This window comes from Aquirufa sp. ROCK2-A2, from assembly GCF_054558485.1.
In genome coordinates, this window is record NZ_JBPXKA010000002.1 from 38,461 (window position 1) to 60,854 (window position 22,394).

The window sequence follows — 22,394 nt, forward strand, 5'->3', positions numbered from 1 at the left end:
CAAAATCAGTGCTGATTTTAAAATTTAATTTTATCCAATGCATCATTAATGAAGGCAGGCAAATCCAATACAGATGAATAAAAATCACTATTTGAAATTGAGATATTAAATTCGCCTGAACTATCTAAATTATTTTCTCTTTTTAGTTTAATAAATTCATTAACCAACTGCATTTTTTTTCCCAAAATACGTTTTGTCATCAATTTCTCATATTCAGGATAATCTTGGAGTTTTTTTGATTCCACATATTTTTTAATGGAAAGGTGCATGGAAGCGTCGCTGTTCGATTCCAATTTCTGAAATAGAATTCGGCAATATCCACCGTCTTCAATTAGTTCAATGATTAATCCAGGGAGGCCATTAAGTAAAATTGGGCCAGCATTTAGCGGAATATCTAACGTAAACCATGCTGTAAATTTTCGACCATTTCGAACAATACTAGCTTTTTTACACGTATAGCCTTGAATTTTTTTGGTTTCTTTGAGCAGCTGCCATTTGGGTTGCTGACTAATTTGTTGGTATAAAAGTTCTTTCCCATCATCAAATGGAAAACGAGAACATACGAATTTAGCATTTGAAAAAAAGAACGTGGAAATCGAATCATTATCCACATAATAAGGCTCAATCTCTCTTTTGAGTGAATCGTTCAAATGATCACCGGATATTTCGTTTGGATTAAATAATCCATTTTTTCGAGGATCAACAATTCGAAAACTAGATTCTTGGTCTTTTAAAAACAAATAAGAGTTTGATGCAAAACCCATATCGTCTTGATATTGATAAGTGATTTTTGTTAGGCCTTGAGAATAAACGAGTTGTGAATAAAAAATTATTACACTTATGATTTTCACTATTTTTTCCATACTATTCCAATAAATCAAAAGGGGCAAAAGCCCCCTTTGATTTAAAATAATCAACAATTTAAATTTAATTTATTTTTTCTTCGTCATTCTTTTATAAAGAATCCCGTGAATCATTTTAGCAATAACACAGTTTTGATCACCATATCCGCATACTTGAACGGCGAAGGTTGTTGTCCCTCCCCAAAATAAGCAACAATCAGCAGCTTTAATAGCTAATTTATTTTCAGCAACTTTTTCTGTTGTATTAGCAGCAAAAGCACCAAACGCAAACATTTGAAATACAAATAAAATTCCTAGAGTAATTTTCAACTTCTTCATCTTTAGTAATGGTTTATTAATTAAATACCAATTATTGTAGGTTATAGGTTTTACCTGTCGTTGCAACTGACGATGTAAAGTTTCACAAGATTATTGATAAATAATAGTTGAGATGGCACCAAAAAAGTACCAAAGAAGTACCAAATTGCATTAGAATCATGCAATTTTATATTTGCATAATGAAATTATTAACTGATCATTAACAAATTAGACAAAATCAGACAAATTGGTTTACGTAGAAATTAAATCAAGATTGTAGTGTAAGCCTTTATTTTCTTGTCGGGCTCGTGCATGTTTGATGATTAAGTAAGCCACATTAATCATATTTCTTAATTCACAAAGTGGTACAGTAATTTTCGATTGACGGTATAACTCTTCGTGCTCCAAATAAATTAATTCCAAACGATCATACGCTCTTTTTAATCGGCGATCTGTCCGAACAATTCCAACATAATTACTCATGATGGATTCTAATTCACGCGTCATTTCCGTAACCAAAACCATTTCTTCAGGATGGCGAGTACCATCATCATTCCAATCGGGAATATTTTGAGGTAAATCATGTGAACCAAACTCTTCAATTGATTTCAAAAATGCCCTATGTGCATAGACAATAGCTTCTAGCAGGGAATTAGAAGCTAATCGATTGGCTCCATGAAGACCCGTGAAGGAACATTCCCCAGCGGCATATAAATTCTGAATATTACTTTGTCCATATTCATTCACAATAATACCTCCACATAAATAATGTTGCGCGGGAACCACTGGAATCATATCCACCGACATATCAATTCCCAAATTTTTCAAACAATGATTGTAAATCATGGGAAAATGCTCCAAAATTTCATTTTTAGGAATATGCCTCGTATCTAAATAAACATGCTCCGTACCATTTTTCTTCATTTCGGAATCAATTGCTCTTGCCACAATATCGCGAGGTGCCAAAGAAAGTCGAGCATCGTATTTTTCCATGAAGGTTTTCCCGTCAAGGGTTTTCAATATTCCTCCATGTCCACGTACTGCCTCCGAAATCAAAAAAGAAGGTTTCTTTCCGGGTTGATAAAGTGCCGTTGGATGAAATTGAATAAATTCCATGCCTTCTACAAAGGCCTTTGCTCGATAAGCCATCGCTATCCCATCGCCCGTCGCAATGGTTGGATTGGTAGTAGATTGATAAACCTGACCGATTCCGCCGGTGGCCAACAGAGTAGTTTTTGCCAAAAAAGTTTCTACTTTTTGACTTTTTTCATTCAAAACATAAACTCCAAAACACTTTTTATGAGGAGTATCTTTCGTAACTTTTTCACCTAAATGATGTTGGGTAATCAAATCAACCGCATAATAATGCGTGAAAAAATCCACAAAAGGATAGGATTTTATTTTTGCCAACAAAGCACGTTCTATTTCATTACCTGTTGAATCTTTATAATGCAATATTCTTTTATCCGAATGGCCGCCTTCTTTTACTAAATCAAAAGATCCATCGGCTTTTTTATCAAAATCCGTTCCATAATCGATTAATTCTTTTAATCGTTCGGGTGCTTCTTTGACCACTATTTCGACTACATGTTTATCACTTAAAAAATCCCCTGCCACCATCGTGTCATCGATGTGTTTTTCGAAGGAATCGGCTTGATCCCATACCGCGGCGATGCCACCTTGTGCGTATTTAGTATTGGTTTCTTCTGCAATGGTTTTAGTTATGATGGCAATTTTTACAGGTACATTTCGTTTTTCGAAATGGTCCGCCAATTTTGCAGTGTAGGAAAGCCCAGCAATCCCAGATCCAATAACTAAAAAATCATATGTAGGCATAAGCAAAAATAATTCAACAAAAGTAACCAAAAACGTTAATTTAATGGAATTATTAATATTTAATTGTAATTTCGAAACTGAATTAAAAAAATTAAACCCTTAAAAATCAATTTATTCCAAATGGAAAACTCAAACAACACGTCTAAAATAGCACTAATTGTAATGGCTGTATTAATAGCTGTTTTAGGTGTACTATATTACCGTTCAAATGATTTGGCAAATTCTCAAGCAAAAACCATTGAAGAAAAAGCAACCGAATTAGCGAATACTCGCAGCAAATTGGATTCAATTTCTACCCAACTTGATAGTAAAATAGCAGAAATCAAGTCGCTAGGTGGTCAAGTAGAAGATTTGGAAGCATTAAAAGTTCAATTGGAACAAGATAAAGCTTCCTTGAAAAAAGCAAATCATGCAACAATTGAATCTTATACAGCAAAAATCAAGGAATATGATTTAGTATTGAGTCAAAAAGATGCAGAAATTGTTGAGTTAAAAAGACAAAATGGAATTTTAACCGAAGACAACAAGGTATTATCAACTAAAAATGAAACATTGAACTCTGAGAATACAGGTCTAAAAACTCAAAATCAAAGTTTGAATGATTCAATCAATTTAGTTGCTGCAAAAAATAAAGAATTAGCTAGAAAAGTAAGTATTGGTGCAGCATTGAAAGCGCAAAATTTGAAAGTAACGACAGTAAAAGCGAATGGTAAAGAGCTAGAAAAATCTCGTTTCAATGGCAAAAGAATTGAAAAATTGAAGGTTAGTTTCAGCTTAGCTCAAAATCCAATTACGAAACTTGAAAACAAAGTTATTTACTTACGTTTATTGGATGGAGAAGGTGCGATAGTATCAGATGAGGCTGCTGGTTCCGGTAAATTCACTGTTGATGGTAAAGAAATGATTTTCACCAATAAAGAAACTATCACCTATTCGAATGATAATCAAAACGTGGATATTTTTTACAACCGTGGAGGTGTGGCTTACAAAGCCGGAAAATATTCGGTAGAATTATATTCAGAAGGTTTCAAAATCGGAACAGGTTCTTTTGAAGTTAAATAAATATGAGAGCCCAAGATTACATTGATTTAGAATCTAATTTTGGCGCCCACAATTATCACCCCTTGCCTGTTGTTTTATCAAAAGGCAAGGGGGTTTTTGTTTGGGATGTGGAAGGAAATCGTTATCTCGACTTTCTATCCGCCTACAGCGCAGTTAATCAAGGACATTGTCATCCTAGATTAATCAAGGCTATGACCCAACAAATACAAAACCTTACCTTAAGTTCCCGCGCATTTTACAATGACCAATTAGGTTTAGCCGAACAAAAACTAGCTCATACGTTTAATTATGATAAAGTTTTATTCATGAACACGGGCGTTGAAGCTGGTGAAACTGCCTTGAAACTTTGCCGTAAATGGGCATATGAAATCAAAGGAATTCCTGCCAATCAAGCAAAAATCATCGTTGCGGAAGGTAATTTTTGGGGTCGAACTTTAGCTGCAATTTCTGCCTCCAGCGACCCAAGTAGTTTTCATAACTTTGGACCCTATTTACCTGGTTATATCAAAATTCCTTATAACGACTTAGGTGCCTTAGAAATCGCTTTAAAAGACCCGAATGTGGCAGGTTTTATGGTGGAACCCATTCAAGGAGAAGCAGGTGTTATTATTCCAGAGCCTGGTTATTTGTCTAAAGCATTTTCATTGTGCCAACAATCAAATGTATTATTCATAGCGGATGAAATTCAGACCGGATTAGGTAGAACAGGCGCATCACTTGCCTGTGATCATGAACATGTTCATCCCGATATTTTATTGTTAGGCAAAGCTCTTTCTGGCGGATTCATGCCTGTTTCAGCTGTTTTAGCCAACAATGAAATCATGTTAACCATAAAACCAGGAGAACATGGATCTACTTTCGGAGGTAATCCAGTAGCGTGTGCAGTTGCATCGGAAGCCATCGATATTTTAGAAGATGAACAGTTAGCTGAAAATGCACAAATGAGAGGTGAAGAATTACAAGATCAGCTGAAGAATTTGCAAACGAAATATCCTATCATTAGAGAAATCAGAGGTAAGGGTTTGCTTTGCGCCATCGAAATCAATTCGGATGAAGAAAGCCCACTGGCTTGGGAAATATGTATGGAATTAATGAAAAATGGACTTTTAGCTAAACCTACTCATGGAAATAAAATACGATTAGCACCTCCACTATGTATTACAAGTGAAGAAATTTCCATGGCTGTCAAGATAATTGACAAATCCTTGGCAAATACAGGACAAGCCTAAAATTTCAGATCAATCGATTGACCTGTAGCATATCCTATTTCTAACATTTTACGAATATCTAACTTGGTAAATTTTTGAATATCAATATTAATGGGCTGTAATGGGCGAATAGAAACAATATTAACTTTTTTCCGTCCTGCAAAAGGACCATGTAAAGCTACTGAGCCATCACTCGGAAGTGAGTCATTCATCGATAAAGATTCTCTCAAATCAGCATTCAATATTTCATTGACAGCAATGTCCATTACTCGATCTACCAAAGCAAGTAAATCGCCTGAATCAAACAATCCTCCTTCGATTCTTTCTGTATGACAACTGATGCAAACGATATTGCTACCGCCATCCAATAAAGCTTTTTGTAAAGGTGCGACATCTCGTAAGCCACCATCCAAAAAACTTTTGCGGTCATCACCATTTATTTTAACCACAGGCATTAAAATAGGAACTGCCGATGAAGCCATTAAATAATCGAAAAAATGTTCGTAACTAGGATCAACATAATGAATTCCTCCATCTACAATATTTACGGCACCTATTTTCAAGCCAATCGGACTAGCATGTAAATTCCGCATGGAAAGCATGTCTTCAACCAAACGCCTTAAAGGTTTAGTGCTTACCAAACCTTTGAATTTTTTAGTTAAGGCAGTCCATCCCAATTCGAACAATCCAAAAGGTTCCGATAGGCAATCGGGTCTAGTGATTCGAGTTTCCCAAAAATCCCAAAGATCATTTCCAGCTTGAATGGCATTCAATGGTTCACCTGATATTTCTTGAAGTCCAAATTGATTGACTAAATAAGATGCATTTAAGCTACCAGCAGAAACTCCATAAATCGTATCAGGCATATATCCCTTTTCAAATAATGCTTTTATCACACCCGCTTGAAAAGCACCTTTGACCGATCCACCTGCAAGCACCAAAATGTTACTCATAAAAACCTATTATTTGGGATGAACAGAAAAAATATCCGTAAATGTGATTAAATTTACTGAATATTCGTGATGGCCTAATACGTAAATAATATAAATTCTAAGATAATGTCACTTTCTCTTTCGCAAATTCAAGCACCTATCGCAGAGCCGATGAAAGCGTTTGAAGGGAAATTTAGACAATTCATGAAAACCAAAGTAATGCTTTTGGATACCATCATGAACTACATCGTTCAACGGAAAGGCAAGCAAATGCGCCCTATGTTTGTTTTTTTAACAGCAGGCTGTTTTGGAGAGATAAATGAAAAAACCCACAGAGGTGCTGCATTAATCGAATTACTACATACAGCCACTTTGGTTCACGATGATGTAGTAGATGATTCCAACTATAGAAGAGGGTTTTTCTCTGTCAATGCCATTTGGAAAAATAAAATAGCAGTATTGGTAGGGGATTATTTATTATCAAAAGGATTATTACTTTCTGTTGAAAATAAAGATTTTGAATTATTAAGTTCCGTTTCAACGGCGGTTCGAGAAATGTCCGAAGGAGAACTTTTGCAAATGGAAAAAGCCCGTAAATTGGACATCACAGAAGAAGTTTATTTTGAGATCATCCGTAAAAAGACAGCCACATTAATTGCTTCTTGCTGCGCAGTTGGGGCACAATCTACGGAAGCCTCCGAGGAATTAATCGATCAAGCAAGAAGTTTTGGAGAAAAGGTTGGATTAGCTTTTCAAATCAAGGATGATTTATTTGATTATGGTGAAGATGAAATTGGAAAACCTTTAGGAATCGACATCAAAGAAAAGAAAATGACTTTGCCATTGATTCATGCATTGCAAAATACAGACAGAAAAACCCGAAAAAATATTATTTCGATCATCAAAAATGATTCTGAAAATCCCATTAAAGTAAAGGAAGTCATTGATTTTGTTAAATCCACTGGAGGACTTACCTATGCTACTCAAAAAATGCATGATATAGCCGACGAGGCCCGAGAAATACTATCCATATTCCCTGAATCCATCTACCGAAAATCGTTAGGAGATTTATTGAGTTATACCATTGAGAGAGCCAAATGATGAATGATGTAAGAGGTAGTCAAATGCATTTTTAGGTAAGTTCTTAACTTTACCATTTCATTTATTTTACCTATTACCTATTACCTTTTACCTATTACCTATTACTTAGATTCAATCACCTTTCCTCTCTCCCCTATGCCATTTTCATTAAAAGCCTCTATTTGGAAATAATAGGTTCTGTCTTTGTCCATCGACTTGAAATAATATTCATTTGCTCCAAAGACTTGAACAGAGGTGTATAATTTATTTGGTGCGATACCTGAATAAATAACATAGCCTGTTGCTTTGGGGTTAATACCCCACTTTAACCAAGCACTTCGTTTATCATGATCACCTCTTAAAACAATTAAATCATTAATTTGACTAGGTTTTGCTCCATGACCTTTGCCAAAAACGCGTAAACCGCTGATCGCAAATTTACCAGCAGCCATGTGAATATTGATCATCTTGATGTAACGTGCCTCCACGGGCTTTTCAAGTTCTACGTAATCATGTGGAACATCTGTTTTATTTGTTGATTTATCAATTAACAGCTTCCAATTTTTACCATCGATGGAAGAAAAAACTTGATATTGATGATAAATTCCATTCATTTTTCCCAAAAAACTAGAGTCTACGTCTTGATCAGCATAATTCAATTGAATCGCTTTAACCGTGGAAATTTCTCCTAAATCTGATTCTATCCACTCCCCTTTTTTGTTACTTTTTGCTGACCAATAGGTCTTCAATTGTTCATCCACCGCAAAATTGGGCGAATAAGCCTGTAGACTTGATGAAACCTTCACTGGTTTATTGTAATTCAACAACATCCAACCTGTAAATAAATCTCTTGGTTTCTCAAAAGTTTTGGTAGGCATATAATAGGGATAATCTCCATAAGCTGTTTCTGTGTACAAGATGCCATCCTTGTCAAAGGTAGTTGGCCACAAACCCAATCTTCTCTCAAAACTATTTTTTACGGCAATTGTAATGGTGGAAATATGCCAATAATTTCCATAACGTCCTTCAAAGGTAGCACCATGACCCGCACCTCTGGTAAATCCTCCTGGCTTAAATGAAAAGGGATTGTGTGCTTGATAAGTGAATGGACCCATCGGGTGATCTGAGGTATAAACGCCATCACCATAGGCAGAAAATTCCGTTCCTGGTGCGCCATATTGGAGGTAATATTTCCCTTTGTATTTATTCATCCAAGCACCCTCCATAAAAGGTTTTAGGAAGGTATTATCTTGGTATTCACCGAATCTCTCCCATCCATGAATTTCATCATTCAAATGAATTAAATCTTTTCTTTCGCCAATGGGCTGAAGTGTTTTTCGGTCAATTTCTTGTCCATACATGGGATAAAAATTACTTGATCCGTGGTATAAATACAATCGGTTATCATCATCTAAAAAAAAGGCAGGATCCCATGCACCAGCAGTAAATGCATGAACCGCCTCTTTCCAAGTATCTTTTTGAGGATTTTGACTGTACCATAAAGTGAAATCTTTGGCATACGTAGAACCAATCACGAGTAAACTATCACCTAAAGTAAGAGTCGCGGGAGCACATAGTTCATCATACACTTTGTGGTAAGGTTGAAGAAATTTCCTAGGTATGAAATCCCACTTTAACATATTATCACTCGTCCAATAGCCCCATTGATTGGTTGAAAAAAGATAATATTTATCTTTAAAATAGGAAATAACGGGATCCGCAGTTGCTCGATGACGACCTTGTTCTGAAAAATTGGGAATGGGTGTAAATCCATAATCCAAATTCATGGGATTGCAATAAGTTTGTTGGGCTTCCACTTTTTGGATGGAAAATAGCAAAGTTAAATAACAAGCAATTGCACTTAGTAGAACAAATTTCATAGTTTTGGGGTTACAAAGGAATAATCAAATTTAAAGGATTTATTCTGAAACTCTAAAATCAGCTTCATGCATTTCATTCAAAAGAATTTGGGAATAATCATAGCTAGTCTAATTATACTTCTTTGGTTTTTGCATTTGGCATTTTGGATCAATCATCCCGTTGATTTTACCAGCCCTTGGATTTATGTCAGTATTTTGATTCAAACCCACTTATATACGGGATTATTCATTAGTTCGCATGATTCGATCCATGGAGTAGTTTCTACCGAATACCCTCGTATTAACCAATGGATGGGCCGTATATGTACCATTCTTTTTGCTTTCAACAATTACAGCTTATTGAGCAAAAAACATCACATGCATCATGCGTATGTCAATACAGCGAAGGATCCAGATGTACATCAAGGAAACTTCTTTTTATGGTGGCTGAAATTCATTTTACAATACGTTCATTGGTCTCAAATATTGGCGATGGCCATTGCTTACAACGTTTTAAAAATTTGGTTCCCGATGGAAAATTTAATCCTATTTTGGGAATTACCAGCCATCTTAAGTACCATGCAGCTTTTTTATTTTGGCACCTTTTTACCTCATCGAGGAGAACATGCGGCAGAAAATATTCATCAATCCAGAAGTCAGAAAAAAAACCACCTATGGGCATTTATCTCCTGCTATTTTTTTGGTTATCACTTTGAACACCATGCTTACCCCTATTTACCTTGGTGGAAATTATTCCAAACAAAATAACAATTTGTTCCATAAATGGATATACAAGGAATGAAAGGTTACATTCTTCCAATTCATTGCGCATAAATACCCAAATTATTTTCTAAATTTGCAGCACTCAAATTAGTTCATAATTACACTCCAAATGAAAGAACCCAAATACAAACGAATTCTTCTTAAATTATCTGGTGAATCATTATCTACCGATTCAGAAGTAATTGACCCTAACATTTTGGATCAATATGCGTCGGAAATTAAAAAGGTACATGATTTAGGAGTAGAAGTGGCAATTGTAATTGGTGGAGGCAACATTTTTCGTGGTGCAGCCGCTGCAAAGGCAGGTATAGACCGTGTTCAAGGAGATTACATGGGAATGTTGGCCACGGTAATCAATGGAATGGCTGTTCAAGCATCTTTAGAAAAGCATGGATTATATACTCGTATGATGACAGCCTTGAAAATGGAATCCGTTTGCGAGCCATTTATTCGACGAAGAGCAATGCGACATTTGGAAAAAGGACGGATAGTTATTTTTGGAGCTGGCACAGGTAACCCTTATTTCACAACAGATTCAACGGCATCTTTAAGAGCCATTGAAATCGAGGCGGATGTGGTTTTAAAAGGCACTCGCGTTGATGGTGTTTATACAGCCGATCCTGAAAAAGACCCAACAGCAACAAGATATACCAATTTGAGTTTTGGCGAAGCTATACAAAAAGGCTTAAAAATCATGGATACAACAGCCTTTACACTTTGCCAAGAAAACAATGTACCGATTATCGTATTCGACATGAATAAAAGTGGCAATCTTGCCTCCTTAGTAATCGGTGAAGATGTAGGAACATTAATTAGTTAATTGAATTTTAATACAATGGAAGAATTAGAATTTTATGTTGCCGCTGGTCAAGAAACCATGGATGGTGCCATTAAACACTTAAATATTGAATTATCAAAAATCCGTGCAGGTAAAGCAAGTACCAGTATGTTGGATGGATTAATGATTGAATACTACGGAATGATGACTCCTATCACAGGAGCCGCTTCTATTACAACACCAGATGCAAGAACCATTGCGATCAAACCTTTTGAAAGAGGTATTTTTGGCGAAATTGAAAAAGCCATCCGAAATTCTAATCTAGGATTAAATCCGATGAATGATGGAGATACTATCCGTTTGAACATCCCTCCTTTGACAGAAGAAAGAAGACGTGATTTGGTTAAGCGAGTTAAACAAGAAATCGAAACAGCGAAAATAAATATCCGTAATGCTCGTCAGGATGCTAACAATAGTATCAAAAAACTAAAAGGAGAAGGTGTTTCGGAAGATGCAATTAAAATGAGCGAAGAGCGCATTCAAAAAATCACGGATGCATTTATTCAAAAAATTGATGGCATTTTTACCGACAAAGAAAAAGATATCATGTCAGTTTAAAATAATTATGAGTTATGAATTAGGAGAAAGTAAAATTTACAACTCATAACTCATAACTCACAATTCAATTATCGGTTCATAGAAACCAAGAACTCCTCATTACTACGTGTACCCTTCATTTGCTGTTGTAAGAATTCCATAGCTTCTACTGAATTCATATCAGACATATGTTTACGTAATATCCAAACGCGTTGTAACACTGCCGGATCCATCAATAAATCTTCACGTCTGGTACCCGATGCAGTCACGTCGATAGAAGGATAAATTCTTCTATTAGCTAATTTACGATCTAATTGAAGCTCCATGTTACCCGTACCTTTGAATTCTTCAAAGATTACCTCATCCATTTTAGAACCTGTTTCAATCAATGCTGTCGCAATAATGGTTAAGGAACCACCATTTTCAACATTTCTAGCTGCGCCAAAGAAACGTTTTGGTTTATGAAGTGCGTTGGCATCTACCCCTCCAGATAAAATCTTTCCGGATGATGGTACAACGGTGTTATAGGCTCTCGCTAAACGAGTAATGGAATCCAATAAAATAACCACATCATGGCCACATTCAACCATTCTTTTGGCTTTTTCCAATACAATGCTAGCCACTTTCACATGACGTTCGGCTTGTTCATCAAACGTAGATGAAATCACTTCTGCACGCACACTTCTTTGCATATCGGTTACCTCTTCTGGGCGTTCATCAATCAATAAAATGATTAAATAAACTTCCGGATGATTTCTAGAAATCGCATTGGCGATATCTTTCAATAAGACCGTTTTACCGGTTTTGGGTTGTGCAACAATCATACCACGTTGACCTTTACCTATAGGGGCAAATAAATCCAAAATACGAGTTGAATAATTGTCTGCATTCGTAGATAAATTCAACTTTTCTTCCGGGAACAACGGAGTAAGGTATTCGAAATTGATACGGTCACGAATTTCATCGGTGGTTTTACCATTGACCGACTCAATTTTCAACAAAGCAAAATATTTTTCACCTTCTTTTGGTGGACGGATCGTTCCTTTGATTGTATCACCTGTTTTCAAACCAAATATTTTGATTTGTGAAGGAGAAACATAAATATCATCTGGTGATGCTAAATAATTATAATCCGATGAACGCATGAAACCATAACCTCCATCTTGCATAATTTCCAAAACTCCATCATTTTCAATCAAACCATCTAATTCTTTAATGATGTGATTGTAGTTATTTCGTTTGAAATTATTGGCAGGAGCAGCAGATGGCTCATCTTTTGGCAACTTACTTACATCTACGGCCTGATTGTTCGACGAATCATCACCTGTGATAAATGATGTATCCACCATAAAATCATCCGGAGGAATAATTGCGTCATATTCAATGGGCTCTTCCATGGAACCTAAGCCCTCAGAGGCTTCTATTTCAGCAGGTGCTGGTTCAGAAACTGGAGGTGCGCTGAATTCCACATTGGTTTGTGCAGCATCATCTTCTGATGATCTTTTAATTCTTTGACGTTTTGGTCTTTCTACTGAGGGCGTATCTTCTTGTACTTTTTTTACTCTCCGAATCGGTTTATCTTCCATAAAATGGGGAAATGATGAATCAAAAATGGTATAAACAGTTTACGTAATCCTTGGTCTAGGGAAATCTTAAAAATTAAGAATTGTTGATTTGAACTAACCTAAATAAGAATTTTGGAATCTGTAATCTTGATAGAAACGTTTGCGATTTTGAAACGTAATGCAATAGTACATCAGAAAGTTTAGATTGTCAAGTTATTTTTCAAAAATGAAGATTAGAGAAGATGAAATAGGTCAATTTCTTTGCTAATTTTACATGATATATGAAAAGTACCGAAGAAAAATTAGCTGATATTTTAAAAAGTCGTCAATCATCTGGCTTACTTAGGTCATTACAAATCATTGATAATAAAATAGATTTTTGTTCAAATGATTACTTGGGATTAGCCAAAAATATCGAATTGGCTAATTTAATTCTATCGAATTTTGAGGATTATAAAATTAACAATAGGATTATCAATGGATCTACAGGATCTCGACTCATTTCTGGAAATTCAGAATTAACCGAATTATTTGAGAAGGAATGCGCAGCTTTTCATCAATCCGAATCAGCCTTATTATTTGGATCAGGCTTTGAAGCGAATTTAGGCCTACTATCTTGTGTTCCTCAGGAAGGAGATGTGCTGTTTTGTGATAAATTACTGCACGCTAGTTTAATCGATGGTTTGAAATTAAACAAAGTTGAAAAAAGAATTTTCAAACATAATGATTTAAATGACTTGATTCATTTATTGAATCAATATCCCAAAGAAACCCCCAAATGGATCATTGTTGAATCCATTTACTCCATGGATGGTGATGAGGCGCCTATCGATCAACTCATTGAATTAAAAAATCTATACAATGCCGAAATCATCGTAGATGAGGCACATTCAGGTGGAATTTATGGCCTTCATGGAGAAGGAAAATGTGTGGAAAAGGCTTGGCATCCTGAAATTTTCGCAAGAATTATTACGTTTGGCAAAGCTTGGGGCAATTCAGGTGCTGTCGTTTTAGGGTCAAAAATTCTCCGAGAATATTTGGTCAATTTTGCTCGTACATTCATATATTCCACTGCACCTAGCCCTGCACATGTGTGTTCTTTGCTGACTACCCTTCATTTTTTAAGGACTCAACATGACTTAAGAATTAAATTAACCGAAAACATTCATTTTTTTCGTGCACAAATAACAAGCAGTGATTGGGGAAAAAGTCAAAGTGCCATTCAAACATTTTTTGTAAAAGGAAATGACGCAGTAAGAGAAAAAGCCCGGCTAGCTCAAGAAAAAGGATTTGCCATCAAACCGATCGTCTACCCTACTGTAGCAAAAGGAAAAGAAAGAATAAGAATTACTTTAAGTTCCGAAACCCAAAAAGAAGATATGTTATCTTTGATAAATATTTTAGAAAAATAGTTCAATGGTTCATCAATATATCATCGCTGGAATTGGTACAGAAATTGGCAAAACAGTTGTTTCAGCCATTCTAACCAAAGCTTTGCACGCTCATTATTGGAAACCAATCCAGGCTGGAAATATCGAGGATGGAGATTCCTTTTATATCAAAAAATGGGTAAATGAACCCTCATTAAAAATCATTCCAAGTGTTTATGAATTAAGTCAAGCACTTTCACCGCACACAGCTGCTGAAATAGATGACATAGAAATAGATATAGCAAATTTCAATTGCCCAATCACAGCTGATGCCTTGATCATTGAATTAGCGGGTGGAATAATGGTTCCGCTAAACGCTAAACAGACAAATCTTGATTTAATCAAAAAACTGCAGTTACCTGTCATTTTGGTTTCAAAAAACTATCTTGGCAGCATTAATCATACTTTATTGTCATACGAATTATTAAAAGCTCATCAAATTGAAATAAAGGGAATCATTTTCAATGGAAAAACCAACACTTCAGGTGAAGCATTTATTCTCCAACACACTCAATTACCCGTATTATTAAAAGTAGGACAAGAAGATACAATCGACGAAAAAATCATTCAAAAATATGCCAAAGAAGTCCAATTCTAGTCTTTCTGAAAGAGATGCACGAATTATATGGCATCCCTTTACTCAACACCAAATTGAACCTATTTCTATCCCTATTGTATCGGGGAAAGGTGCTGAATTATTCGATGAAGAAGGAAAAATTTACATTGACGCCATATCCTCTTGGTGGGTAAATATTCATGGACATGCCAATCCTTACATGGCAAAAAAAATATATGAACAAGCTTTACAACTTGAGCAAGTCATTTTTGCTGGATTTACCCATGAGCCTGCCATTCAATTAGCAGAAAGATTATTAAGTCATTTACCCCAACAATTTGAGAAGGTATTTTTTTCGGATAATGGTAGTACAGCTGTAGAAGTGGCTATCAAAATGGCATTGCAATATTATTTCAATCTTGGGCAACATTCTAAAAGGAAAATCCTTGCCTTTGAGGATGCTTATCATGGAGATACCTTTGGTGCCATGAGTTTAGGAGCTCCTAGCCTATTCAATGCTCCTTTTCAGGAAATGCTTTTTGAGGTGGAATTTTTACCAAATCCCCAGAAATCAGAGGAATGTATCCAAGCACTCCAAGAAAAAATGCAACATTCGGAAGAATATGCTGCCTTTATCTTCGAACCTCTCATTCAAGGAGCAGGTGGAATGTTCATGTACCAAGCAGAAACACTTGATCAATTAATAGAGCTCGCACAAAAGAATGGCGTTTTATGTATTGCGGATGAAATCATGACTGGATTTGGTCGAACGGGCAAATGGTTTGCCATGGACTATCTGAATCATAAACCAGATATAGCTTGTTTTTCCAAAGGCTTAACGGGTGGAATGATGGCCTTGGGAGCCACTTGCTGTTCAAATCAGTTATTTGAAGCATTTTTATCTCAAGATCGGATCAAAACACTTTTTCATTCTCATTCCTTTACGGCCAATCCATTGGCTTGCGCAGCTGCTAATTCGAGCATGGATTTAATGGAACAAGCAGAAACATGGGAAAATATTGAACGAATAGTTGAAAAACATCAAATTTGGAAACAAAAGCTGGATAAACATCCGGTGCTTCAAAACGTTCGTCAACAAGGTACCATTATTGCATTTGAACTAGAAACTGGTGAAAGCCAAGGCTATACCCATTCCATTAGAGATGTAGCTTATCGTTATTTCATTGAAAAAGGAATACTTTTACGACCATTGGGGAATACCTTATACATTTTACCTCCATATTGCATAACTAATCAACAACTTGATTTTATTTACCAAGAAATTGAAAATTTTGCGAATCAATTAGCACAAAAATGAATTCACCCAATTTTGTTTTCGGATCAGCCTTGGCTGTTATTGGACTCGGATATTTATTGAAATCCTGGGGATTCATCAAGATTTCAGATGGTAAATCAGTGACGAGATTATTGATGTACTCAACGTTTCCAGCCTTGGTTTTCACCACGATGATTCAGGTAGAAATTAGTGCTGAATTATTGTGGATGCCCTTGATATGTGTTGTTTTTGGATGTCTTTGTTCATTTTTGGGATTCCAATTATTCAAAAACGAAGAAAATCCAGCTGACCGAGGCATATTGACGATGGGTTGTGCTGGCTACAATTTGGGACTATTTGCATTTCCGTTGATTGAAGGAATTTGGGGGATGAAAGGATTATTGTATGCAGCTATGTTCGACTTAGGGAATTCAGTTATCAACTTTATTGTGACCTATGGCGTGGGAAATTACCTTTCCAATCAACCCAAAAAAGGTAATATAGCTCAACATATATTCAAGAAAGTCTTTTCCTTACCACCATTTTTAGCGATGCTCATTGGCTTATCCATTAATTTATTGCACATTCCTGTTCCCCTATTTATTTCAGAAGTTATTGGAGTAGTAGCAAAGGGAAATAAACCATTGGTATTACTATTGATGGGGATATATTTCAGCATAAGACTACCCAAAAGTGCCTATTTCAAAGTATTTAAAGTGTTGGGATTTCGTTATGCCTTGGGTTTAACGGCTGGTTTTATTTTATATTATCTCGTTCCATTTGATCAACATTATCGAAATATGCTACTCATCTGCATCATTTTACCAGCAGGAATGACGTTGATCACTTATTCAGATGAATTGGAATTCAACACAAGTATTGCAGCGGCATTGGTGAATTTTTCCATGTTAATCAGTTTTAGTTTGATGTGGATTTTGGTGAATGCCTTTCACATGGCCAATTAAAACCAAATAATTTTGGTAATTTTGCCAAACAAATTTCTTGTTCCATCGTTAGAATAAGATAGAATAATAATTTATGGTAGTTCCCTACAAAGACCAAGAAAAAGGTAAAAAAGAGCAAGTTGCTGAAATGTTCAATTCAATTTCCCCGAAATATGATTTTTTAAATCATTTATTAAGCGGTGGAATTGATATCATTTGGCGAAAAAAAGCCATCCAATTATTAAAAAATAAGAATATTCAAAGTGTGTTAGATATTGCCACAGGAACGGGCGATTTTGCGATAGAAACCTTAAAAATAAATCCAGATAAAATTGTCGGGGTGGATATTTCAGAAGGAATGTTGTCCTTTGGAAAAGAGAAAATCAAAAAATTAGGTTTAGAAAACAAAATAACGCTTCAATTGGGCGATTCAGAAAATTTACCTTTTGAGGACAATAGTTTCGATGCCATTACCGTTAGCTTTGGAGTAAGAAATTATGAAAATCTAGAGAAAGGTTTGACAGATATGTTGAGGGTTTTAAAACCAGGTGGTTATTGTTTGATTTTAGAATTTTCGAATCCTAAGAAATTTCCGATGAAACAATTATATGCCATTTATTCCAAATATATGTTGCCATTGTTAGGAAAGATGATTTCCAAAGACCCTGCAGCATATACCTATCTTCCCGAATCGGTTCAAGCCTTTCCAGATGGAAAAGATTTTTTATCTATTTATCAAAAAGTAGGTTACTTACAAACCGAATGGATTCCTATGACAGGAGGAATTTGTTCTATTTATTTGGGTAGAAAATAAGAATAAAACATTGAAAAAATACCTAGTTCTCATATTACTAATAGCATCAGCGACATCTATGTTTGCCCAAAAAAGCAAATACAGACGTACTTTTCATGAATACTATGACTCAAGACCACTACACTTTGGTTTTTTATTCGGTTTAGCGGGTTCCAACTTCAATTATTCAAGCTCCATTACTAATTCTGATTTGATTATTTCACCTAAATACTTTGGTTTTCAAATTGGAGGAACTGTGAATTATGCTTTGAGTAGACATTTCGAAATAAAGTCAGGTATTAATGTGGCACTTTTTGAAAGACATTTGGAATATTATTTAACTGAACCATTAACCATCAAAACCACCCAACATTCTACATTAAATTACCTAAGAGAATCTACGTGGCTTGAAATACCTGTGGGTATCAAATTTCGATCCATCAGACGAAAAAATCACCGATTTTTTGTCTTAGCAGGTGCCAAAATTGGATTTGAAGCCAACACAAGAAACAAAGATTTTTCAAGTTTGAATAATGATTACAACCATTCCATTTATGCCAATCGATCTGATATCGCATTGGAATATGGGATGGGTTTTGAACAATTTTTCCAGTTCTTTAAATTCTCACCAGAAATTCGCTTTTCACACGGCATAATGAATGTGTATCAATCGCCAGACGCAGTAGATGCTGTTGCAATGCGTTTAAAACAGATTAATATTTTAAACACACACACCGTGACATTAATTTTAAATTTCGAATAAATAATCTCTGATCTACTCTTTGTTTCCGAAATAGATCAACTAAATAATCCAAGTTTTCTACTTTAAATTCGTCCTAGCTTTTTTAGGATCTACCATTGTTTCCAAGCTTGACATAGCGGAAACTCCAAACCAGCCAGCCCCTTGAATCTTCGAACTTGGATTGGTATTGATTACATTGGTTGGGATATTGGCAGCAGGACGGGAAAATAATCCGGCATTGTTTAGTTCTTGACGAGCTTGCGAATAAAAATTAAATTGGTCTTCGGAAATAGAATATAATTCTATTCGAATTTTATCATTTTCTAGATATAACTGTGGGGATATTGACCTTCTTACAGGTAAAATAAATAACAAACCATCAGCTTGAGCTCCTTTTTGAAAATTAGCATCATACATAATGGTCAAATTGTTGGTTCCGTTATACAACACTCCATTTCTATAAAATTTTACCCGGTAACAATCACCAGTGCCCATAGGATCACGAGCAAAAAATTGAGCATCATAGCCTTTCTTAGGTTTATCCTCTCCCGACTGTCTTCCAAGTGCATCGCTGTATTCATAAAGGATTGAATCAATGGGTGGAACCCGATACATTTTTGAAACGGAAGAAAAAGACTCGCCCGACCATTTAACTGCTAATTGATAAGTTCGACCCACTTTGCCTAAAACGTCTACTTCATTTTTAGGAGTCCACACATATGCCCCTTTTTTAGCAGGGTTTTCAAGGAAAGCATATTTATTGCCTTCATTGTCGGTTACTTCAACATTGGCACCAGAAATGACAATGGGTTCAGAATTATCGAAATAATTTTGTGATTGAGACAAATAAATTTCTTGAGGACCTTTTTGATCCGTTAATGTAGATTGAACAACCAAAAAATGATCAAATTTGGGTGAATCTAAGGTAACTATTTCTTCGCAAGAGCAGAAAAAGATAATCGCGAATGAAAAGTAGATAAAACGTGTCAAATTTCGCATGGCTAGAAAGAAAAGTTATAGGTGACAGCTGGTACAAATGATCCGATAATAGAAAGTTGAACCGCTTCAGTTTGCAAGGCATTGGATTCGCTAGGACGAGTGTAAATAGAGAAAGGATTTTTTCGATTATAGAGATTATAAATGGAAAATACCCACTCAGAGGTACCCTTTTTAAATAACCCTTTTTTATTCTTTTTCGTAGCCGAAACATCCATTCGATGATAATCAGGGACACGAATATTACCTCTAGTTCCTGGCAAGGTTAACGGATAGGCGATCCCTTCAAAACTGTATTTTTGTACTGGTATTGAATAAGGTACACCCGTAATATACGCAAAATTAACACCAAACGACCATTTAGAAGATAATTGGTACTGACCAATAATATTCAATGTATGGGTACGATCATATCGATTGGCATACCAATCGCTTCCATTCAGTTCTTCAATTTTACGTTCCGTTCTAGCGAGCGTGTAGGATAGCCATCCTGTAAATTTCCCAGTATTTTTCTTTAAAAACCACTCGATACCATAAGCTCTACCATCACCAAAAAGCAAATCTTTTTCAAAATAAGGATTTAAAAATAAATTAGCTCGGTCTGCATAGTCAATCTGATTTTGCATATCCTTATAATACACCTCAACGGATGCTTCATAATCATTGCTATTGGATCCGAAATTTTTAAAATACCCAAGCGCCACCTGATCGGCAACCTGCGGTTTAATGTTGTTGGTTGAGGAGGTCCAAACATCCAAAGGAGTCGAGGCGGCTGTATTGGACATTAAATGCACATATTGAGCTAATCGATTATAACTTGCTTTGAAAGATGAACTTTCATTAATATTCATATTTACCGCAAATCTTGGCTCAAAATTCCCATAAGAGGCAACATTATCATCCGGATTTACATTGATTATTTTCAATTTATATCCCGAAGGATTTTCGGTACTAATTCCTACTTTTAAGCGTTCATAATATTCCCCATTTAAACTTTTGTAATCGTAATGTGAATAACGCAATCCATATTGCAGGGATATTTTAGGAGCAATTTTCCATTCATGTCCGACATAAAAAGAGGTTTCAATCCCTTTCTTATTCGCTTGTCCAAATTCTCTTTTTTCCCCACCAGAAGTCGCAACTGCTTGACCAGGTTTAAATTCATAGGAGATAATTTGACCACCAAATGTCAAAGTGTTATCGGGTCGAATGTAATAGGTAAAATCAGGTTTAAAGCTTAGATTCACGATATTGGAAGTCCAACGAAAAGCATCATTAGGGCGCTTATTTTCTAAATCAGAGTCTAGCAAATAATCATAATTGCTGTAAAATGTAGTGGCATTTAAAAAAAGCTTATTGGAAAAAACATGATTCCAACGTGCCGAGATAGTCGAATTACCCCAATTAAAACCAAATCCAGTTCCAAAAACATCACGACCAAAATACCCCGATAAAAAAACGGTATTTTTAGTATTGATGTTATAATTGACCTTGGCCGTTAAATCATAAAAGTTGAACTGCGCATTGGAACTTGTCCCTGTTAAAAATGGCTTTGCTAAGATATCAATATAAGATCTTCTTGCAGCAAGGATAAAAGAGGCTTTGTCTTTGATGATGGGCGCTTCTAGGGACAAACGAGAAAAAATGACACCTATTCCTCCATTCACCTCCAGCTGCTTGGAGTTCCCTTCTTTCATTTTTACATCCAAAATGGAAGAAACCCTACCGCCGTACAAAGAAGGGATTCCACCTTTATACAATTTAACATCCTTCACAGCATCCGGATTGAAAACAGAAAAGAATCCAAATAAATGGGATGAGTTATAAACTGGTGCATCGTCTAATAAAACCAAATTTTGATCAACACCCCCACCTCTCACATTGAATCCCGTGGCACCTTCACCCACCGTGGAAACACCGGGCAAAAGCTGAATAGCCCTCACTAAATCTACCTCGCCTAACAGAGCAGGAATTTTTCGTATTGTTTTGATATCAATTTTATTAACTGACATCTCGATTCCTTTCACATTCTCATCGAATGCACGTGCTGTCACTTTCACCTCAGCCAATTCAGAAATTTCCGATTCCAATTCTATGGGAAGTTCTTTGGTATTTTCCCTTAACGATATTTGCTTTTCTATTTTTTTGAATCCAGTAGAAGAAAAAACCAAGGTATAGGTACCTGGCGCTACCGTTATACTATAAAAACCATAGGTATTGGAAGAAGTTCCCGACTTTAATTCTTTGACATACACGCTAGCACCAATCAATCCTTCTCCGTTCGATTTATCTTTGATATAACCACTAATGGTAGATTTTTGAGCAAATAGCGTAATGGATAAAAATGTTAATAGTAAACCAAGGCAAAATTTTAATTTCATATGAAAGAATTGAATCACAAATTTAAACGTAAAAAACGAGATTATATTGGAAGAAGATTAAATGCATGGAATTTTAAAAATAATAACTTCGATCACCAAAAAATAGATATTTTTTTTATTAAAATGGCAATATAATTCCGATTATATTTTTAATTTAAATATTTTGATTACATTTGTGCACCTAACAAGCAGGATTAAAACAAATGGATTTAAAAATTTTTGGTAAAATAATCAGAGAGAAAAGAAATACTCTCAATCTAAAACAAGAAGAATTAAGTGAAAAAAGTGGTGTAGCGATTAAAACCATTCATTCCATTGAATTGGGAAGAGGAAATCCCGCTATCAAAACCATTTTACGTATATTTGACATATTAGAATTAGATTTTATTGTAGTAGCTTCTAAAAACCCACACTAA

At 35.5% G+C, this 22,394-nt stretch carries 21 protein-coding genes; 13 read left to right on the forward strand and 8 right to left on the reverse strand.

Annotated features, from left to right (window positions below; translation table 11 throughout):
- Positions 1–17 precede the first annotated feature (17 nt).
- From V7S76_RS03430 to nadB, 3 genes are all read right to left on the reverse strand, one after another.
- Entirely contained in the window at positions 18–863 is an 846-nt protein-coding gene (locus tag V7S76_RS03430; protein ID WP_459508632.1) for a GLPGLI family protein, read from the reverse strand.
- A 69-nt stretch (positions 864–932) separates the two neighbouring features.
- The gene (locus tag V7S76_RS03435) at positions 933–1,181 is read right to left on the reverse strand and encodes a hypothetical protein (RefSeq protein WP_459508633.1); all 249 of its coding nucleotides are present in this window, start codon (positions 1,179–1,181) and stop codon (positions 933–935) included.
- A 231-nt stretch (positions 1,182–1,412) separates the two neighbouring features.
- On the reverse strand, positions 1,413–2,996 hold the full coding sequence (nadB, locus tag V7S76_RS03440; protein WP_459508634.1) for an L-aspartate oxidase: 1,584 nt from the start codon (positions 2,994–2,996) through the stop codon (positions 1,413–1,415).
- Between the two features lie 120 nt (positions 2,997–3,116).
- On the opposite strand from nadB, the gene V7S76_RS03445 reads away from it, so the two are divergent.
- Complete coding sequence (locus tag V7S76_RS03445) at positions 3,117–4,058, forward strand: hypothetical protein (RefSeq protein ID WP_459508635.1); 942 nt, start codon at positions 3,117–3,119, stop codon at positions 4,056–4,058.
- A 2-nt stretch (positions 4,059–4,060) separates the two neighbouring features.
- Positions 4,061–5,287 carry an ornithine--oxo-acid transaminase gene (rocD, locus tag V7S76_RS03450; protein ID WP_459508636.1) on the forward strand — a complete coding sequence of 409 codons (1,227 nt, stop codon included), beginning with the start codon at positions 4,061–4,063 and terminating at the stop codon, positions 5,285–5,287.
- Here rocD and V7S76_RS03455 read toward each other — a convergent pair.
- Entirely contained in the window at positions 5,284–6,219 is a 936-nt protein-coding gene (locus V7S76_RS03455; RefSeq protein WP_459508637.1) for a patatin-like phospholipase family protein, read from the reverse strand. The genes rocD and V7S76_RS03455 overlap by 4 nt on opposite strands.
- A 105-nt stretch (positions 6,220–6,324) precedes the next feature.
- Here V7S76_RS03455 and V7S76_RS03460 point away from each other — a divergent pair, with 105 nt between their 5' ends.
- Positions 6,325–7,299 carry a polyprenyl synthetase family protein gene (locus V7S76_RS03460; RefSeq protein ID WP_459508638.1) on the forward strand — a complete coding sequence of 325 codons (975 nt, stop codon included), beginning with the start codon at positions 6,325–6,327 and terminating at the stop codon, positions 7,297–7,299.
- 101 nt (positions 7,300–7,400) lie between these two features.
- Here V7S76_RS03460 and V7S76_RS03465 read toward each other — a convergent pair whose 3' ends face one another.
- Positions 7,401–9,158, reverse strand: coding sequence for a discoidin domain-containing protein (locus tag V7S76_RS03465; RefSeq protein WP_459508639.1), 1,758 nt, complete (start codon positions 9,156–9,158; stop codon positions 7,401–7,403).
- A 66-nt stretch (positions 9,159–9,224) separates the two neighbouring features.
- Between V7S76_RS03465 and V7S76_RS03470 the strand changes: the two genes are divergently transcribed.
- The 3 genes from V7S76_RS03470 to frr all read left to right on the forward strand — a co-directional run bounded on the left by V7S76_RS03470 (position 9,225) and on the right by frr (position 11,316).
- Positions 9,225–9,905: a fatty acid desaturase gene (locus V7S76_RS03470; RefSeq protein ID WP_459508640.1), complete on the forward strand. Its 681-nt coding sequence runs from the start codon at positions 9,225–9,227 to the stop codon at positions 9,903–9,905.
- A gap of 124 nt (positions 9,906–10,029) precedes the next feature.
- Positions 10,030–10,740, forward strand: coding sequence for a UMP kinase (pyrH, locus tag V7S76_RS03475; RefSeq protein WP_459508642.1), 711 nt, complete (start codon positions 10,030–10,032; stop codon positions 10,738–10,740).
- A 15-nt stretch (positions 10,741–10,755) separates the two neighbouring features.
- A complete protein-coding gene (gene frr / locus V7S76_RS03480) occupies positions 10,756–11,316 on the forward strand; it encodes a ribosome recycling factor (protein ID WP_459508643.1) in 561 nt (186 codons plus the stop codon).
- A gap of 68 nt (positions 11,317–11,384) precedes the next feature.
- On the opposite strand, the gene rho is transcribed toward frr, so the two are convergent.
- Positions 11,385–12,881, reverse strand: a complete 1,497-nt coding sequence (gene rho, locus V7S76_RS03485) for a transcription termination factor Rho (protein WP_459508644.1) — start codon at positions 12,879–12,881, stop codon at positions 11,385–11,387.
- Between the two features lie 260 nt (positions 12,882–13,141).
- On the opposite strand from rho, the gene V7S76_RS03490 reads away from it, so the two are divergent.
- The 6 genes from V7S76_RS03490 (at position 13,142) to porT (ending at position 18,622) form a co-directional block, all read left to right on the forward strand.
- On the forward strand, positions 13,142–14,272 hold the full coding sequence (locus V7S76_RS03490; RefSeq protein WP_459508645.1) for an aminotransferase class I/II-fold pyridoxal phosphate-dependent enzyme: 1,131 nt from the start codon (positions 13,142–13,144) through the stop codon (positions 14,270–14,272).
- 4 nt (positions 14,273–14,276) lie between these two features.
- A complete protein-coding gene (gene bioD, locus V7S76_RS03495; RefSeq protein ID WP_459508646.1) occupies positions 14,277–14,888 on the forward strand; it encodes a dethiobiotin synthase in 612 nt (203 codons plus the stop codon).
- Entirely contained in the window at positions 14,866–16,164 is a 1,299-nt protein-coding gene (gene bioA, locus V7S76_RS03500) for an adenosylmethionine--8-amino-7-oxononanoate transaminase (RefSeq protein WP_459508647.1), read from the forward strand. Before bioD ends, bioA begins: the two co-directional genes overlap by 23 nt.
- The gene (locus tag V7S76_RS03505; protein ID WP_459508648.1) at positions 16,161–17,087 is read left to right on the forward strand and encodes an AEC family transporter; all 927 of its coding nucleotides are present in this window, start codon (positions 16,161–16,163) and stop codon (positions 17,085–17,087) included. Before bioA ends, V7S76_RS03505 begins: the two co-directional genes overlap by 4 nt.
- Before the next feature lie 73 nt (positions 17,088–17,160).
- Entirely contained in the window at positions 17,161–17,880 is a 720-nt protein-coding gene (ubiE, locus tag V7S76_RS03510; RefSeq protein ID WP_459508649.1) for a bifunctional demethylmenaquinone methyltransferase/2-methoxy-6-polyprenyl-1,4-benzoquinol methylase UbiE, read from the forward strand.
- A 10-nt stretch (positions 17,881–17,890) separates the two neighbouring features.
- On the forward strand, positions 17,891–18,622 hold the full coding sequence (porT, locus tag V7S76_RS03515) for a type IX secretion/gliding motility protein PorT/SprT (RefSeq protein ID WP_459508651.1): 732 nt from the start codon (positions 17,891–17,893) through the stop codon (positions 18,620–18,622).
- 57 nt (positions 18,623–18,679) lie between these two features.
- Here porT and V7S76_RS03520 read toward each other — a convergent pair whose 3' ends face one another.
- Complete coding sequence (locus V7S76_RS03520; RefSeq protein WP_459508652.1) at positions 18,680–19,600, reverse strand: DUF4249 domain-containing protein; 921 nt, start codon at positions 19,598–19,600, stop codon at positions 18,680–18,682.
- Positions 19,601–19,602: 2 nt separating this feature from the next.
- Entirely contained in the window at positions 19,603–21,978 is a 2,376-nt protein-coding gene (locus tag V7S76_RS03525) for a TonB-dependent receptor (protein ID WP_459508653.1), read from the reverse strand.
- A gap of 203 nt (positions 21,979–22,181) precedes the next feature.
- On the opposite strand from V7S76_RS03525, the gene V7S76_RS03530 reads away from it, so the two are divergent.
- Complete coding sequence (locus tag V7S76_RS03530; protein ID WP_459508654.1) at positions 22,182–22,394, forward strand: helix-turn-helix transcriptional regulator; 213 nt, start codon at positions 22,182–22,184, stop codon at positions 22,392–22,394.

Excerpts from the sequence above, each read along its gene's own strand:
- V7S76_RS03430 (WP_459508632.1), bottom strand. The coding sequence starts at position 863 with ATGGAAAAAATAGTGAAAATCATAAGTGTAATAATTTTTTATTCACAA.
- V7S76_RS03435 (WP_459508633.1), bottom strand. The coding sequence starts at position 1,181 with ATGAAGAAGTTGAAAATTACTCTAGGAATTTTATTTGTATTTCAAATG.
- nadB (WP_459508634.1), bottom strand. The coding sequence starts at position 2,996 with ATGCCTACATATGATTTTTTAGTTATTGGATCTGGGATTGCTGGGCTT.
- V7S76_RS03445 (WP_459508635.1), top strand. The coding sequence starts at position 3,117 with ATGGAAAACTCAAACAACACGTCTAAAATAGCACTAATTGTAATGGCT.
- rocD (WP_459508636.1), top strand. The coding sequence starts at position 4,061 with ATGAGAGCCCAAGATTACATTGATTTAGAATCTAATTTTGGCGCCCAC.
- V7S76_RS03455 (WP_459508637.1), bottom strand. The coding sequence starts at position 6,219 with ATGAGTAACATTTTGGTGCTTGCAGGTGGATCGGTCAAAGGTGCTTTT.
- V7S76_RS03460 (WP_459508638.1), top strand. The coding sequence starts at position 6,325 with ATGTCACTTTCTCTTTCGCAAATTCAAGCACCTATCGCAGAGCCGATG.
- V7S76_RS03465 (WP_459508639.1), bottom strand. The coding sequence starts at position 9,158 with ATGAAATTTGTTCTACTAAGTGCAATTGCTTGTTATTTAACTTTGCTA.
- V7S76_RS03470 (WP_459508640.1), top strand. The coding sequence starts at position 9,225 with ATGCATTTCATTCAAAAGAATTTGGGAATAATCATAGCTAGTCTAATT.
- pyrH (WP_459508642.1), top strand. The coding sequence starts at position 10,030 with ATGAAAGAACCCAAATACAAACGAATTCTTCTTAAATTATCTGGTGAA.
- frr (WP_459508643.1), top strand. The coding sequence starts at position 10,756 with ATGGAAGAATTAGAATTTTATGTTGCCGCTGGTCAAGAAACCATGGAT.
- rho (WP_459508644.1), bottom strand. The coding sequence starts at position 12,881 with ATGGAAGATAAACCGATTCGGAGAGTAAAAAAAGTACAAGAAGATACG.
- V7S76_RS03490 (WP_459508645.1), top strand. The coding sequence starts at position 13,142 with ATGAAAAGTACCGAAGAAAAATTAGCTGATATTTTAAAAAGTCGTCAA.
- bioD (WP_459508646.1), top strand. The coding sequence starts at position 14,277 with ATGGTTCATCAATATATCATCGCTGGAATTGGTACAGAAATTGGCAAA.
- bioA (WP_459508647.1), top strand. The coding sequence starts at position 14,866 with ATGCCAAAGAAGTCCAATTCTAGTCTTTCTGAAAGAGATGCACGAATT.
- V7S76_RS03505 (WP_459508648.1), top strand. The coding sequence starts at position 16,161 with ATGAATTCACCCAATTTTGTTTTCGGATCAGCCTTGGCTGTTATTGGA.
- ubiE (WP_459508649.1), top strand. The coding sequence starts at position 17,161 with ATGGTAGTTCCCTACAAAGACCAAGAAAAAGGTAAAAAAGAGCAAGTT.
- V7S76_RS03520 (WP_459508652.1), bottom strand. The coding sequence starts at position 19,600 with ATGCGAAATTTGACACGTTTTATCTACTTTTCATTCGCGATTATCTTT.
- V7S76_RS03525 (WP_459508653.1), bottom strand. The coding sequence starts at position 21,978 with ATGAAATTAAAATTTTGCCTTGGTTTACTATTAACATTTTTATCCATT.
- V7S76_RS03530 (WP_459508654.1), top strand. The coding sequence starts at position 22,182 with ATGGATTTAAAAATTTTTGGTAAAATAATCAGAGAGAAAAGAAATACT.